The following is a 14,042-nucleotide window of genomic DNA, read 5'->3' as shown; positions in this document are numbered from 1 at the left end:
GCTAACCTCCGGTGGGCGCCTGTTCCTCGCCAGGCGGAGCTGGCGGGCCGGACGCCGGCACCGACGGATCGGGCACATAGGCTCGCTCCGGCTTGTCAGCGACCAGTTTCAGATCGTTCAGCGCCGCGCGGGTCTCCTTCTTGATCGACAGCGGCTGCAGCGAGAGCGGGTCTTTATAGGCGGAAAGCGCCACCACGAAATAGGAAAGCGCCCACCGGTCCTCGTCCGGAAAGGCATCCCGATAGGACGGCATCGGCGTGCCGCTGAGGCCGGTAGTTATCGTCCGGAAGATGTCTTCGACGGCCGGGCCAGACTTGAACTGGCCGCTGGTGAGGTCGGCCGGCACGGTGGCGAACCCGATATCATCCTTAAGGCCCGCCGCCTTCTCGCCGTCGCCCTTGCCAGCTTGGCCGTGGCACTCCCAGCACTTCGCCACCTGCCAAACCTCCTTGCCACGGTCCAGCATCGTCTGGGACGGGGTCGGCGGGCGCCCGATATACAACGGTGGGCCAGGCGGTTCCTCGACGAAGAAAGCGTAAGGACTGGCGGGATTGGAACGGTCAACCGCTAGCTCATACTTAATGTACTGGATCACCGCCAGGCGATCGTTGAGCGGCAGTTCGTACCAAGGGGGCATTGCCGTGCCGCGGATGCCGCGAGTAATGGTGCGCAGCATGTCGCCGTCCGTGGGCAGGGGCTCCTTTGTCAATCTGAACTTGAAGACTGCGGACGTGAAATTCCTGGGCCGCTGGTTAAACATAAAGGTGGCGGCCGGCCCGTTGCCGTCGCCTTTGGCACCGTGGCAACCGATGCAGCGGCGCTCATAGACTTCCTTGCCATAAGCAATCCATTCCTCGGAGCGCGGCATCGTCGCATCCATGACCTCCAGGCTTTGCGGCTCGAAAAGATCGCGCCATTTACCCCGGTTCGTGCCGAGCTTCTGGACGTAGGAAACAAGCGCCGCCAGCGATTCCGTCTCCGCCGCGATGCTGACGGTTTCGCCTGTGTATTCGTCGTTCGGCGTCAGGATGATCGGCTTTCTTTCGCGCGCCTTCAGCGGCACGAACAGCAACCCGTACGCATTGGGCGTCAGCTGGATCGCTTGCTTGCTGTCGAAGTCGAACAGGCCTTTGGTGACCTCTGTCCTTTCCAGGGTCCGATTGCCAGCGCCGTCGTCAACGATACGGACGGCTGCATCGGGCTCGTGGAAGAGGCCGCGATACGGCGCCATTATCGAGTCCGGCACCAGCATCCGCGGATTGTAGAAGTGCGCCAGGTGCCATTCGTCGCTGTATTTCAGGCCGACGCGCGTCAGGTCCGGTCCGATCCGGCGTGTGCCTAACAGGTGCGGCACGTCATAGGCGTATTCGCCCGCCTCGCTGACCGGTCCCCAGCGGCGGATCTCGCCGGTCACCGGCCGCACGAATTGCGAATGGCAGTACCAGCAGCCTTCGCGCAGGTAAATGTTGCGGCCGCGACGCTGCTGCTCGGTGTAGTCCGTCGCTTCTGAAACCGTCCATTTCAGCTGGCCGAAATCCGTGCGCACCACCGAGGTCACGCGCGTAGTTCGCGAGGACGGCTCCACGAAGGGCAGCACGCCCTGCGTGATCACCGCAAGGGTGATGCAGAAGACGCCGGCGAACAGCGCGAAGAAGCGAACGTTCACTGCGCGGGCCCTCCCGCCGGGGCCGGGATAGGCGCCTCCACCGGCCCGCGGGCGCGTCGCGCCTCAGCCGCCGGGCTGGTCAGTGCGGTCAGCATCAGATTCACCACCAGCAGCGACATACCGATATCCATGCTGATGCCTGCCAGGGTCCGCGCCAGCCAGTAGGGCTTCACCCAGACGAGCGAGTCGAGCCATTCGACCCCATTCATCCATTGATAACCCTGCTGCAGCCCGCCGGCTGTGAGGACCAGGCCCATGGTCGTGATGCCGACGGTGATCAGCCAGAACGACCAGTTGCCGAGCTTGAAGGACCAGAGTTCGCGCCCGAACAGCCGCGGCCAAGTATAGAGGAGGCCCCCCATCGCCCAGACGACGAAGGTGCCGAACACGGTGAGATGCGAATGCGAGATGACGAAATCGGTGAAATGGGTCGGCTGCTGCAGCTGCCGCAGCGCCTCGGTCGAGCCCTGGAAGCAGCCGACGAGATACATGAGCGAGCCCATGATCAGGAACTTCGCCGGCAAGTTCCTGCCGAACTCATGCCACCTGCCCATCATGGTGCCGAAGAAGTTCACCAGCACCGTCCACACCGGAATGATCAGCAGCATCGACGTGACGACGGCCAAGGTCTCGGCCCAGTCCGCGATCGGGCTGTAGAGGTAATGGTGGATGCCGACGAACGGGTAGAACAGTGCCAGGGACCAGAAGCCTACCAGCGAGAGCTTATGGGCATAGAGCGGATTTCGCGCGCTGACCGGCAGGAAATAGTAGATGATCACGTAGCCCGCGGGCGTTATCCACAGCCCGACGATGTAGTGGAGATAGAGGCCATGGAAGGCGGCGCTGTTGATGCCCGAGATCGTGTATGGCAGGATGAAGCTTCCAAGCACGAAGTTCATCGTCGTCCACACGAAAGTGGCGATCAGGTACCATAGCGCGACATAGATCGCCGGCTCCAGCCTTCGACTGATCGTGATCAGGAACTGCGCGGTAGCAACAGCCACCACGATGAAGAATGCGACCTTCGCGTAGAGCGGAAGCTCTCCGGCTTCCAAACCGTCACTGTCGCCGAGCAGCAAGCCGACCAAACCGGCAAGCGTTGCGACGTTCCAGACCCATGCGAGAAGAACCGACCACTCCGACCATATCACCCGCACCCCCGACAGACGCGGCACGAGATAGTAGCAAAGGCCGATGAAAAGCGTCGAGAAGGCGCCGAAGATGACACCGTTGACGTGGACCGGGCGCAGCCGGCCGAAGGTGAGCTCGAGGTTCCCCGATCCGAGATAGTCGGGGTAGTTGAAGGTGCCCGAGATCATGACGCCGACGGATGGCGTCACCATCAGCCAGAACATGCCGAAATAAAGCCAGGTCCGCACGACCCGTTTGTCGACCAGCGCATCCAGGTCCACATTCGCGAACTTGCCGCGCAGCTCCATCGCAGTCTCTGCCAACGCATGGCCCTCCCCGCGCGGTTCAAGGGCCGCACGACTGCTTTAAGCCCACCGTTCCCCATCGAGGTGTCACTCCGATGGCGGACTCGCTTCGCGCTCCCTGAAGCCGGTGCCCCGGCTATCGACGAGACTAGTATTTGCCTGGCACCAACACCGAGCCGCTGTTCGACCAGGTGATGTACGCCTCGAGCGCCTTCATCGCCTCCGATTCGGGATCGATCTTCTCGCCCTGGCTCGGTTTCTCGATGCACCAGTTGATCATGTCGCGCAGTGTCGCGAACTTGGCCATCGACGCCTGGAATTTCGGGAACGCCTGCGGGTGGGTATCGGAGGCCATCGGATGGCACATGGCGCAGGCCCACCCGGTGGTCGACAGCTTGACGCCCAACTGCTCCTTCATCGCCGCATCACCATGGAACAGGAGGTCTCCTTTCCTGACCTCCTCCATGAACGCTTCTTGATAGAGTTTCAGCTGCTTTGGCGTTACCGGATCCTTGTTGGCACTGGCCGGCCCGACGACGGCAGCTGCGACGACTGCTCCGGCGACGATGGAACGCCTCAGAATGCAGAGGAATGTCGATGTGTTTATCATAGCCACCACCGTTATGGATTTGCCCATGGGTACTGTTTGTCGGCGATGCGTGACCGTATGACCTCCGCAATGCTCTTGTCGTGGTCCTCCGGCGACTGGACGAACACCTCCTTGCGGCCCCACATGATGTACTCGACATCGACCTTATCGTCGGCGTTGACGTTCACGGTTTCCCAACCGACCCCGTCGAAGGGATCGCCCGGATCGACACGGATCATCGGCTTGGTAAGCTTGGGCAAGCCTTCCGGCGCATACGGCCACGGCCAGGAGGTCGCCAGCATGCCGATCGAGCGCATGCTGCCGATCTCGTTGTAGAGCACCTGGTGCACGTGACCGTGGATGTTGGTGACCTTGGTATAAGGCTTCAGCACGTCATTCACTTCGCGCCAGTCGCGCACCCAGAAGTTCCAGGGCGGGTAGTACTCGTACAGCGGATTATGGCTGAAGATGACGATCGGTTTGGACTTATCCCAGTCGGCGAGTGTCTTCTGCATCCAGTCGAGCTGGTCGCGGCCGACGCCGGCCCACGCGCCGGCAACCGTGCCGTCGAGGGTAGCCATATGGCCCATGCGCTCCTCTGGCGTCATCTTCTTCGCTGTCCAGTAGTCCGGTCCCCGGCTGACCGTATCGAGCCCAATGAAGCGCACGCCCTTGTGATCGAAGGTCCAGTTGGGTTGGCCGAACAACTCGCCCCACTTCTGGCCCATATCCAGATACCAGTCATGCTCGCCCGGGATGTAGTATTTCTTGATCGTCAGATCCTTGAGGAGCTCAACGCCAAGCTCAAGTTCCTCGATCTTTCCGAGCTGGGCCAGGTCGCCGCCGAAGATCAGGAAGTCGGCCGGCGGATCCATGGCCTGGACCTCTTGCACGGCGCGCACCACCTTGTCGACGAAGCGCGTGTTGAGCGATCTCTCGTAGAGATGGGTGTCCGAAATCCAGGCAAACTTGAAGGGCGCTTCGGCGGCGTGAGCGACGTCGATGGTGTTGAGCAGCGGCCACCACGCGAAGGTCTGGCCGACGGAAGCAGCGCCGAACAGCAGCGATCTGTGAATGAAGGTGCGGCGGGTGATTTGGAGCGAGTCGTCGGGGCGTACGCCAGGCTGCTGCAGCACCGCATGCATTTCGCGCCGAATGCGGTCAAGCTCGTCAGACATCAGGGTTCCTCCTCAGTGCAGACCGTTTCTTAAAGCGTCGGTCTTCTCGCAGGAACGCGACCCTGTTGAATCAGTGGGTCGCCCATTTTGTTATTTTTTCAGTTCAATCGTCAGACTGGTGGCCTTATTCTCCTCTACCGTGACGGGCTGCTCGATGGGCCCGGTGAAGGGATGGATCGCCACGAGCTTGTAGTCCCCCGGCGGAACATCGGTTATGCTGAATTTGCCATCGGCGCCGGTGACCGCGTAGTAGGGATTGTCCACCACATAGACCCAGCCCTCCATCCAGCCATGCGCGTCGCAATCGATGCGGACAGTGCCGGCACGCTTCAGTTCGACCGGTATGCGCTGGCCCTTATTGGGCAGCGCCAGGTTGAAGGCGGTGCGCTTGCCATAATAGCCGTGGGTGTTGTGGAGCACTGGGTCGCTGTTGACCACCTCCAACGAACCGGCCGGTATCATCTGCACCGCGGGCTCAAAGCGACATTTGAGGTTGTTAAGTTCAGGCAGCTTTCCGGGCTGCGGCCAGGCCTTTCCCTGTGCCACGTCGACCAGCTGCACCGCCGCGTTCAGCACGGCCTGATTGCTGCCGACTTCGATCAGCGGCTCCTCGCGGGGGTCGCCGCACACCTCGATATTCTTGGTGGGGATGATCTTTGTTGTCGGCACGTCGCCGCGGTAGACGATCGTACCCTCGATCGTTCCGCCTCCCGTGACCGGACCCACTTCGTAGGCTTGCGCAGACGCGGACATTATCGCAACGAAAGAGATCGCCGCTAGTCCGCTCATCAATTCGCGAATCATCATAAAAGCCACCTCCTTCAAGAGAGATGAGGGGCAACTCTCAAAAATAGAGCCAAACCAGTGCCATGTCTAGCCGTCCAGCAACAAAATATGATAAAGTGGGTTGATTTAGGCGAGTTTGTTAATCACAAACACACGCGGGGGTTTTGGCGCGTCATTCTCGAAGTGCCGGAGGTCCTTGATGAAGCGACGGCATCGACTCCTCCGCCCCTGGGCCTACGGTCCGCATCCCCTCTTCTGCATCATATTCGCAGCGGCCCTGTCGATCTGCCAACCGCTCGTGCGAACTGACACGGCGCCTGTGACGGTCGGTGGCCCATTCACGCTCACGGCGCCGGACGGAACGACGGTCACCGATGAGACTTATCGCGGCAAATGGCTGCTGGTTTTCTTCGGCTATACGTCTTGTCCCGACATCTGTCCGACGACTCTGTCCGAAATCGCCGCGGCGATTGAGGAACTCGGCCCCGACGCCGCAAAACTGCAACCGCTCTTCATCACCGTCGATCCCGAACGCGACACGCCTGAGGTGATGGGAAGCTTTACCGCGGCGTTCGATCCGCGCATCGTAGGGCTGACCGGCAGCGCACAACAAATCGCTGCGGTTTCGGAGGCATATGGCGCCTACGGCGTGGCGCGCCAGGGCGAAGCGGGCGGTGACGACTACCTAATGGATCACGGCACCTACATCTACATCATGAACCCACAGGGGCAATTCGTGGAGGGGCTAGACTCTGACACACCAAGCAGCGGCATTGCCGCTAGGTTGGGTGAACTGGTGCGATGACACGATCCCTGGGATGACGCAGATCACGATTATGCAGTTGATCGATCCATAGAAAGTTGTCTTCCGGAAGGAGAGCGGCCATGCAAAGACATACAAAGGAAGCTTCGGAGCTTAAGGCATTGATCCTCGCGGATCTTCATAAGGAGCCGGGATGCGGGGACGTCACCGATTTTGTGATTCAGCGGCTCGAAACCAAGGAGAACGGGGCAAACTGGACTGTCAAATATCTGGATCCTAATCAAGATAAGGTCTGCGAGACGATTCTGAAAAACATAGCGCGAATGTTGCAGCTCAACTTCGACCTTCCTGAACGCGGGTCGTGAGGAACGATGCGAGCGGGATCGGCGTGGATCGCGCTTCGACATAATTCGTATGCAAGCAGGGGAATCGGCGATGGCGGAACCCACAGCGTTGCACACCGGCAAATCTGGCGGCGTAAAGAACGTCATTGCGCCGCGACGATTTGGACCTCCGATGACCGGAGATGCGGGCGATATGGCCGATGGGCAAGGCGGTATCTTGGAGCCAGGCATTACGAGTTATGACGGTTTCTTTGCGGATGCGATCGCGCGTCTGCAGGGGGAATGGCGCTACCGTGTGTTCGCGGACCTGGAGCGCATCGCCGGACGCTTTCCCAATGCCGTGTGGCATTCCCCGCGTGGACCGAAGGACGTCGTGATCTGGTGCTCCAACGACTATCTCGGGATGGGGCAACACCCAAAGGTGGTCGCCGCCATGGTGGAGACTGCTACCCGCCTGGGAACGGGGGCCGGCGGGACGCGCAATATCTCCGGCACCAGCCATCCGCGCGTAGAGCTCGAGGGCGAGCTTGCCGATCTCCACGGCAAGGAGGCGGCACTGGTCCTCACGTCCGGCTATGTTTCGAACCAGACTGGCATCTCGACCATCGCCAAGCTGATCCCCGGTTGTCTGATCCTGTCCGATGCGCTCAACCACAATTCGATGATCGAGGGCATCCGCCAGTCCGGTAAGGAGAAGAGCATCTTCCGCCATAACGACGTCGATCATCTCGAGGAATTGTTGAAGGCGGCGGGTCCGGATCGGCCAAAACTCATCGTCTTCGAAAGTCTCTATTCGATGGGCGGCGACGTCGCGCCAATCAATCGCATTTGCGACATCGCCGATCGTTACGGCGCAATGACCTATCTCGACGAGGTCCATGCTGTGGGCATTTACGGCCCCCGCGGCGCCGGCATCGCTGCGCGCGACGGCGCCATGAACCGGATCGATGTGATCGAAGGCACGCTCGCCAAGGCTTTCGGCTGCCTCGGCGGCTATATCACGGGAAGTGCTGTGCTGATCGATGCGATTCGTTCCTATGCTCCGGGTTTCATCTTCACCGCCGCGTTGCCGCCGGCGATCTGCGCCGCGGCCACAGCGGCGATCAGGCATCTGAAAGCCTCGCAGTGGGAGCGCAAGCGCCAGCAGGACCGCGTCCGGCGGGTCAAGGCGGCGCTAGGGGCCGCTGCGCTGCCGGTCATCCTGGGCGACACCCATATCGTTCCGGTGGCTGTCGGCGATCCGGCGCATTGCAAAGCGGCGAGCGACCTGCTCCTGAGCGAGCACGGCATCTATATCCAGCCGATCAATTATCCGACCGTGGCGAAGGGAACTGAGCGGCTGCGCATCACGCCGACACCCTGTCATGAGGACATCATGATTGATCGGCTCGCGGCAGCTCTGTTCGATGTCTGGAATCGGCTCGGGCTGCCACGCGACAATCTCGCCTGAGCGGCGAATGAAGCTTCGCCGTTGCCCGGACGTTCCGGGTCTTAAGGTTCAAGGAAATGGCTGCCAAGGAAATCATGTTCTCGTTCGAGGCTCGCGACAGAATGCTGCGCGGCATTGACACCCTGGCGAATGCGGTGAGCGTCACGCTTGGCCCGCTAGGGCGCAACGTCGCGATCGGTAGGGAGCACGGCGCGCCGCGGGTCACGAAGGACGGCGTGACCGTCGCCAGAGAAATCGAACTCGACAACAAGTTCGAGAACATGGGCGCCCATATGGTGCGCGAGATCGCAACAAGAACTTCCTATCAGGCCGGCGACGGCACGACCACCGCCGTCGTGATCGCGCATGCGATCGTCCGGGAGGGCGCCAAGGCGGTGGCCGCCGGCATGAATCCCATGGACCTGAAGCGCGGCATCGATCTCGCGGTCGAAGCCGTCGTCGCGGAACTCAAGAACAACGCCACGAAGGTCACCTCGAACGTCGAAATTGCGCAAGTCGGCACCATCTCGGCCAACGGCGATAGGGAGATTGGCCGCTGCCTAGCCGACGCCATGAAAAGGGTCGGCAATGACGGCCTGATCACTGTCGAGGACGGGACGTCGCTCGAAACCGAACTCGAATTCGTCGAGGGCATGCAGTTCGACCGCGGCTACATCTCGCCCCATTTCATCACCAATCGCGCAAAGATGCGGGTCGAGATGCAGGATGCCTATGTCCTCATCAGTGAGAAGAAACTGTCCAGCCTGAACGAAATACTGCCGCTGCTGGAGAAGGTGGTGCAGGCCGGCAAGCCGCTGCTCATCATCGCCGAGGATGTCGAGCGTGAGGTGATTGCGGCGCTGGTGGTCAACAAGTTGCGCGGCGCTCTCAAGGTTGCAGCAGTCAAGGCGCCGGCCTACGGAAACCGCCGCAAGGCGATGCTGCAGGATCTCGCGCTGATGGCCGGCGGAACGGTGATCTCGGAGGATTTGGGCATCAAGCTCGAGCATGCTTCCCTCGATATGCTCGGGCGCACCAAGAAGGTGATGATCGACAAGGCAAACACCACGATCGTCGGCGGCGCCGGCAAGCGGGCAAGCATCGAGGCCCGCATCGCTGAGATCAAGCTCGAGCTTGCGGAAACCACCTCCGATTACGACCGCGAGGAGCTCCAGGAGCGGCTGGCCAGGCTCGCCGGTGGCGTCGCCGTGATCCGGGTCGGCGGTGCCACCGAAGTCGAGGTCAGGGAAAAGAAGGATCGCATCGATGACGCGATGAACGCGACAAGAGCCGCGGTCGCAGAGGGCATTCTCCCGGGCGGCGGGGTCGCCTTGCTGCGCGCCGGCAGGGCGCTTAAGAAGCTCAAGGGCGGCAACGAGGACCAGCAGGTCGGCATCGCGATCGTCAGGAAGGCGATCACCTGGCCGGCTCGGCAGATCGCGATCAATGCCGGCCTGGAAGGCTCGGTCGTCATCGCCGGGATCCTCGAAAACGACGACAACGCCTATGGCTACGATGCCCAATCGGGCGTGTACGGGGATCTGGTGTCAAAGGGCATCATCGACCCGGCCAAGGTGGTGCGAACGGCGCTCCAGGGCGCGGCCTCGGTTGCGGGTCTTCTCCTTACAACGGAAGTCATGGTGGCCGAAGTGCCTGGCCCGCCGCCGCCGGAGCTTCCCGGTCACGAGCATCATCATCACGACATGGATATGGATTTCTGAGCGCATTGCGGGCGGCGGAAGCACCGAAGTGTCCGGACTGGATCGCCGCTGGCGACTGCTAGAGAAAGCCCACTCGTCCGAACCGCGGCCAACACAGCAGTATTCGGGATCAACTCCTGGAGGCACTCCCGGCTGAGCCATGATCATCGGTCGGCGATTCCGACGTGACGGTGACAGGCGGGGTGGTTCAATTTTGGGGTGCCTATCGTCCAAAGAGGACCGGGCTGCATCGCGCGTTCTGGCCGAGACTATCGCGGGCCTGCGCGAAGTTCAGGATCATCGGGTCTCGATCGAAAAAATCCCCCCAACCGCGTCTGACGCCACCCGGCAAGCGCGTCGCTTGGTATCCTATCCGTCCGTGTGCGGTAGAGATCTAGCTGCACACAGCCGCATCTTCCGCTTACTGTCGTGGCGGACGGTTGTCCGCGCGCGCAGTGGCTACCCGCTGCGCTGCGGCAAACAAATCCGGTCCATGGCCGCAGCGGCGCACTGCATTCGGCTCCAAGTCGTGAAGAGTGAGGCCTCACAATTCCAAGGGGATATGCTCATGAAAGCGTCGCCGCCGAGCTTTTCGGCACCTTCTTGTCTTCGGCTGCGCGTCAGTGGTGACAGGCGGTTTTGGCGGGCTGCTGCCGGCTCGGTCGCTTGGCATCGGCCTCAGCTTCGGCATCGCTGTAACCGCCCTGGCTTACGCGATTGGGCCACTCTCGGGCGCGCACCTCAATCCGGCCGTCACGCCGTGGACGCCTCCCACAAGGGCCACTTTGTATCCTGTTTCCCACATCGCCGCAGTCCTCAACGAAGGTCTACAGATGGCGCATTTGGTCCTTATCGGCTGCCGCAGAGCCAATCGCTCTCGAGTGCAGGCACTCCAGTGGAGTCCAGACGTTGGATTGGACCTCGACCTCTACAAAAGCACACTGAGCTTCCGGTCGGGCTACGACGGCATTCCGAAGCGATCGCTTCGGCGAGAAGTCGTCGTTCTCAATCGGGCGACCGGGGATACATCGGCGAAGACGGCATAAGGGAGGATGGGCCAGACCGAGCCGACGGAAAGGTCGTAGCCAAGGCCTTGGGGCGCATAGCGCCTGGCCGGGAGGCCGCCGCCAGTCAGACTGACGCGACGCGTCGTTGAGCGAGGTGGAGACCCGAGCGGGCTCGACGAGGGTCCACGGCGGTCACAATGTTGTGGTGATGATCGCAGTAGACGCGATCCGGCGAAGTTGGCCCAGCACAAAAACGATAACCGCCGGGTGCTGACGGGTCTTCGCTCACCGGGAAGCGGCACTGATAGAGGCCTAGCTGAATGAGGGGGACGTCTCTCGAAGTTAGTCTGATATTTTCAGGCATGATGGTTTCCTAGTTCATAGCAATTGCCGGCTGACGGCCGCAGTGCGACCCGTCGGGGCGAGCTAGGACAACGGTCGAAGCCAGTCCGTGATTTGAACCTATGGCTTCGGATCGACAATCAGCGGGTTGGCCGCATCCAGGTGGCAAGTGTCCAACAAACTCAGCAGATGATCTTGCTGGCGGCTGTCCTTTTCACACGTCGTCGCATCCGATCTGTACGACCATGCGCCTGGCCCTCTTCCTTAGCACCGCACGGCCTCACATCCTTCACTCCGATGAAACAGTCGGAGAACAAACGGAATGCTGCGGGGCCAAGTGCTTGCATGCGTCAGGCGTTGGAGCATGCGCTCGATCCCACGTTAGTTCAGTTCGTGGAAGCTCTTGCGATTGCCGACGCTAGGCGCGATCATCTCGCTGTGAGGCTATCTGCTTCGACACCTAACTTGGATGTCGTCGAAGCAATTGGCTGCAACGGCGAGGTTCGTGAATGATACGCGCAGCCATTTACGCCCGGTTCTCGACCGAGCTGCAGAACGAGAAATCCACCGATGACCAGATCGTCCTTTGTCGCGCGTATGCAGCACGGCATCAGCTTGATGTGGTTGCGGCTTACGAGGACAAAGCTCGCTCGGGAGCTTCGATGTTTGGCCGTGCCGGCCTCATGAGATTGATGGATGCGGCGCGCGAACGAAAGTTTGATGTCGTCATTGTTGAGGCACTCGATCGCCTTTCGCGCGACATGGAGGATCTCGCTGGACTGCACAAACGACTGTCATTCCTAGGGATCGAGATCCAAGCTGTTCACGACGGCACAGCTGACGCAATCTTGATCGGAATACGAGGTTTGGTGGGCCAGATGCAGCGCGAGGATGGCGCAAAAAAGGTACGTCGAGGAATGGCCGGAGTGGTTCGCGACGGGCGCCACGCCGGCGGTCGCGCATTCGGGTATCGGGCAGTTCTTGGGCGTCCCGGTGACTGGAGATCGTTGAAGAGGAGGCTGAGGTAGTTCGCCGGATCTTTGCGGCCTACACCTCTGGCCGGCCACCACGCGAAATCGCACAAGATCTCAATCGCGAGGGGTTTGTCCGCCTCGCGGCACTCGTTGGAACGCCTCTACCATCAACGGAAACGCACAACGCGGCGCGGGGCTGATTTTGAACGAGCTCTATTTTGGGCGCATCGTCTGGAACAAGGTTCGGATGGTTAAGGACCCAGATACGGGCAGGCGTCTGTCCCGTCCGAATAGCCGCGACCAGTGGCAGACGATTGATGTCCCACACCTGCGTATCGTTGACGAAGAGATATGGCGACGCGCGCAGGACTTGAAGACAGAAAGATCTCGTCTGAAATTGAACGTGAAACGTCGGCCACCGCATCTCCTCTCGGGCCTGTTGCGATGTGGCTGCTGCGGTTCGGGCATGTCGGTGCACGATCGCGACAAGACTGGCAAAACACGAATCCGCTGCTCGACAGTTCGTGAGAGCGGCAGCTGTCCCAATCGTCGCATAGTTTACCTGCGGAGCGTGGAGAATGCTGTATTGGATGGAATGCGTGACGAGCTGAAGGACCCGCGTCTCATTGAGATCTACGTCCGGAATTATAATGAAGAGCGTCAACGGCTAGCAGCCCGTGCGTCCAACGTTCGGGTCACCCTTGAGACAAAGATCGCACGGATTGAAGCCGAGCGACAACGCAGCATTGACCTGGTGGTCAAGGGAATTATTGGTGATGACGACGCCCGAGAGCGTATCGCCGAGTTGAAAGATCGACGCATCGAGGCGGAGGCAGAACTTGCCAGTCTTGAAGAGGCGCCATCGACCCTTACTCTGCATCCGGCAGCGATAGAGAAGTATGTCAAAACGGTCGATGAGCTCGCTTCGGTCTTAGCTCATCACGCCGAGGCGGATGACGATCGGGGCGTGCTGGTCAAGAGCTTCCGCGCGCTCGTTCATTGTGTGACGGTTCATCCCAAAGGGCCGCGACAGGATATTGAGATCGAGGTCAAAGGCAAGCTTGCCGCCCTCATCGGCGGCAACACATTCCCCCAAGCGCGGTATGCTGGAGAACGCGCGGCGGCCGAGGAGCGCCACAGGCAAGATCCCACTATTACGTACGATAGTGGGTTTAGGGTGGTAGCGGGAGAGCGCTACCGCCTTTCCCCCCACTCATCGAACCACCAGTTCCGGCTTCGTTGCTGCGGCTGAGCGAGATAAGTCGAGCGGCGACAATGCCTTTGGTCGCCGAAGGCAGACCGTCGTCGCCGATCAGCCGCCGGACTTGTCGAGAACTGGAACTGTGCGCGATTTCGCCCGGTCGGCTTCCATCGTGACGCAAAAAATGCGGACCGCCGCGGACTGTACAGTCGGTCCCGCGTCTCGGTCTGCGGCCGGCGCTATGCTGACGCTCCTACGGCTGTCCCGTTCACCGCCCGCGGCGGGGGCGAATTTCCTCCGTCCCGCGCGCGACAACTGTCCACTGTTGCGGACGCGCGCAGGACGGCGGGTTATACGCCATCTTTCTTAGAGCGCCGACGACCGCCGGCGCGAAGATCAACGCGGTGCGTCGTTTGGAAAGACGAATGAGGACGGCGTCATCGCTACTATTCGCTCCCGTCGATTCTCTCCTCGATGGGGCGCACCGGGAGATAGGCGTTCGTCTCCAGCCATTCGCGCAATAGAGAGCCCATCCAACTACAAATTTGGGAGGCAGGGCTTGCTCTCCGAATTCTTGCATCCAAGGTCAGCGATGGGAGTGTCGTGCGCACCCGATGGTGAGGTTCA

At 60.9% G+C, this 14,042-nt stretch carries 13 protein-coding genes and 1 pseudogene; 8 read left to right on the top strand and 6 right to left on the bottom strand.

Going from position 1 to position 14,042, the window contains the following annotated elements; translation table 11 throughout:
- Nucleotide 1: 1 nt before the first annotated feature.
- The 5 genes from NKH89_RS29875 to NKH89_RS29855 all read right to left on the bottom strand — a co-directional run bounded on the left by NKH89_RS29875 (nucleotide 2) and on the right by NKH89_RS29855 (nucleotide 5,658).
- Nucleotides 2–1,666, bottom strand: coding sequence for a cbb3-type cytochrome c oxidase subunit II (locus NKH89_RS29875; RefSeq protein ID WP_023718670.1), 1,665 nt, complete (start codon nucleotides 1,664–1,666; stop codon nucleotides 2–4).
- Nucleotides 1,663–3,105 (bottom strand): cbb3-type cytochrome c oxidase subunit I, encoded by a 1,443-nt coding sequence (locus tag NKH89_RS29870; protein WP_023718669.1) that lies wholly within the window; start codon nucleotides 3,103–3,105, stop codon nucleotides 1,663–1,665. Before NKH89_RS29870 ends, NKH89_RS29875 begins: the two co-directional genes overlap by 4 nt.
- A 145-nt stretch (nucleotides 3,106–3,250) precedes the next feature.
- Entirely contained in the window at nucleotides 3,251–3,712 is a 462-nt protein-coding gene (locus NKH89_RS29865; RefSeq protein ID WP_023718668.1) for a c-type cytochrome, read from the bottom strand.
- Between the two features lie 11 nt (nucleotides 3,713–3,723).
- A complete protein-coding gene (locus tag NKH89_RS29860; protein ID WP_023718667.1) occupies nucleotides 3,724–4,869 on the bottom strand; it encodes a metallophosphoesterase family protein in 1,146 nt (381 codons plus the stop codon).
- Between the two features lie 90 nt (nucleotides 4,870–4,959).
- Complete coding sequence (locus tag NKH89_RS29855) at nucleotides 4,960–5,658, bottom strand: carboxypeptidase regulatory-like domain-containing protein (RefSeq protein ID WP_502896955.1); 699 nt, start codon at nucleotides 5,656–5,658, stop codon at nucleotides 4,960–4,962.
- 196 nt (nucleotides 5,659–5,854) lie between these two features.
- Here NKH89_RS29855 and NKH89_RS29850 point away from each other — a divergent pair, with 196 nt between their 5' ends.
- The 5 genes from NKH89_RS29850 (at nucleotide 5,855) to NKH89_RS29830 (ending at nucleotide 10,937) form a co-directional block, all read left to right on the top strand.
- Entirely contained in the window at nucleotides 5,855–6,460 is a 606-nt protein-coding gene (locus tag NKH89_RS29850) for an SCO family protein (protein ID WP_352855629.1), read from the top strand.
- A gap of 80 nt (nucleotides 6,461–6,540) precedes the next feature.
- Nucleotides 6,541–6,783: a hypothetical protein gene (locus NKH89_RS29845; RefSeq protein WP_352910873.1), complete on the top strand. Its 243-nt coding sequence runs from the start codon at nucleotides 6,541–6,543 to the stop codon at nucleotides 6,781–6,783.
- A 172-nt stretch (nucleotides 6,784–6,955) separates the two neighbouring features.
- Nucleotides 6,956–8,212 carry a 5-aminolevulinate synthase gene (hemA, locus tag NKH89_RS29840; protein ID WP_051409649.1) on the top strand — a complete coding sequence of 419 codons (1,257 nt, stop codon included), beginning with the start codon at nucleotides 6,956–6,958 and terminating at the stop codon, nucleotides 8,210–8,212.
- Nucleotides 8,213–8,268: 56 nt separating this feature from the next.
- Nucleotides 8,269–9,912, top strand: a complete 1,644-nt coding sequence (groL, locus tag NKH89_RS29835; RefSeq protein WP_352910871.1) for a chaperonin GroEL — start codon at nucleotides 8,269–8,271, stop codon at nucleotides 9,910–9,912.
- 602 nt (nucleotides 9,913–10,514) lie between these two features.
- Nucleotides 10,515–10,937, top strand: coding sequence for an aquaporin (locus tag NKH89_RS29830; protein WP_023718661.1), 423 nt, complete (start codon nucleotides 10,515–10,517; stop codon nucleotides 10,935–10,937).
- Nucleotides 10,938–11,022: 85 nt separating this feature from the next.
- Here the strand turns inward: NKH89_RS29830 and NKH89_RS29825 are convergent, their stop codons facing one another.
- Nucleotides 11,023–11,262 carry a GcrA family cell cycle regulator gene (locus NKH89_RS29825; protein ID WP_352910868.1) on the bottom strand — a complete coding sequence of 80 codons (240 nt, stop codon included), beginning with the start codon at nucleotides 11,260–11,262 and terminating at the stop codon, nucleotides 11,023–11,025.
- Nucleotides 11,263–11,749: 487 nt separating this feature from the next.
- Between NKH89_RS29825 and NKH89_RS29820 the strand changes: the two genes are divergently transcribed.
- The 3 genes and pseudogenes from NKH89_RS29820 (at nucleotide 11,750) to NKH89_RS29810 (ending at nucleotide 13,466) form a co-directional block, all read left to right on the top strand.
- Nucleotides 11,750–12,268, top strand: a complete 519-nt coding sequence (locus NKH89_RS29820; protein WP_023718660.1) for a recombinase family protein — start codon at nucleotides 11,750–11,752, stop codon at nucleotides 12,266–12,268.
- Nucleotides 12,238–12,539, top strand: a pseudogene (locus NKH89_RS29815) (recombinase family protein); the annotation flags it as partial. The gene NKH89_RS29820 and the pseudogene NKH89_RS29815, both read left to right, overlap by 31 nt.
- A 141-nt stretch (nucleotides 12,540–12,680) precedes the next feature.
- The gene (locus tag NKH89_RS29810; protein ID WP_352910918.1) at nucleotides 12,681–13,466 is read left to right on the top strand and encodes a hypothetical protein; all 786 of its coding nucleotides are present in this window, start codon (nucleotides 12,681–12,683) and stop codon (nucleotides 13,464–13,466) included.
- Nucleotides 13,467–14,042: the final 576 nt, after the last annotated feature.

This window comes from Mesorhizobium sp. M0923, assembly GCF_040319365.1.
In the GTDB taxonomy this organism is placed as follows: Bacteria; Pseudomonadota; Alphaproteobacteria; order Rhizobiales; family Rhizobiaceae; genus Mesorhizobium.
This window is presented reverse-complemented; position numbering and strand designations above follow the sequence as displayed.

Excerpts from the sequence above, each read along its gene's own strand:
- hemA (WP_051409649.1), top strand. The coding sequence starts at position 6,956 with ATGGCCGATGGGCAAGGCGGTATCTTGGAGCCAGGCATTACGAGTTAT.
- NKH89_RS29820 (WP_023718660.1), top strand. The coding sequence starts at position 11,750 with ATGATACGCGCAGCCATTTACGCCCGGTTCTCGACCGAGCTGCAGAAC.
- NKH89_RS29865 (WP_023718668.1), bottom strand. The coding sequence starts at position 3,712 with ATGATAAACACATCGACATTCCTCTGCATTCTGAGGCGTTCCATCGTC.
- NKH89_RS29860 (WP_023718667.1), bottom strand. The coding sequence starts at position 4,869 with ATGTCTGACGAGCTTGACCGCATTCGGCGCGAAATGCATGCGGTGCTG.
- NKH89_RS29845 (WP_352910873.1), top strand. The coding sequence starts at position 6,541 with ATGCAAAGACATACAAAGGAAGCTTCGGAGCTTAAGGCATTGATCCTC.
- NKH89_RS29825 (WP_352910868.1), bottom strand. The coding sequence starts at position 11,262 with ATGCCTGAAAATATCAGACTAACTTCGAGAGACGTCCCCCTCATTCAG.
- NKH89_RS29810 (WP_352910918.1), top strand. The coding sequence starts at position 12,681 with ATGTCGGTGCACGATCGCGACAAGACTGGCAAAACACGAATCCGCTGC.
- NKH89_RS29850 (WP_352855629.1), top strand. The coding sequence starts at position 5,855 with ATGAAGCGACGGCATCGACTCCTCCGCCCCTGGGCCTACGGTCCGCAT.
- groL (WP_352910871.1), top strand. The coding sequence starts at position 8,269 with ATGGCTGCCAAGGAAATCATGTTCTCGTTCGAGGCTCGCGACAGAATG.
- NKH89_RS29870 (WP_023718669.1), bottom strand. The coding sequence starts at position 3,105 with ATGGAGCTGCGCGGCAAGTTCGCGAATGTGGACCTGGATGCGCTGGTC.
- NKH89_RS29855 (WP_502896955.1), bottom strand. The coding sequence starts at position 5,658 with ATGAGCGGACTAGCGGCGATCTCTTTCGTTGCGATAATGTCCGCGTCT.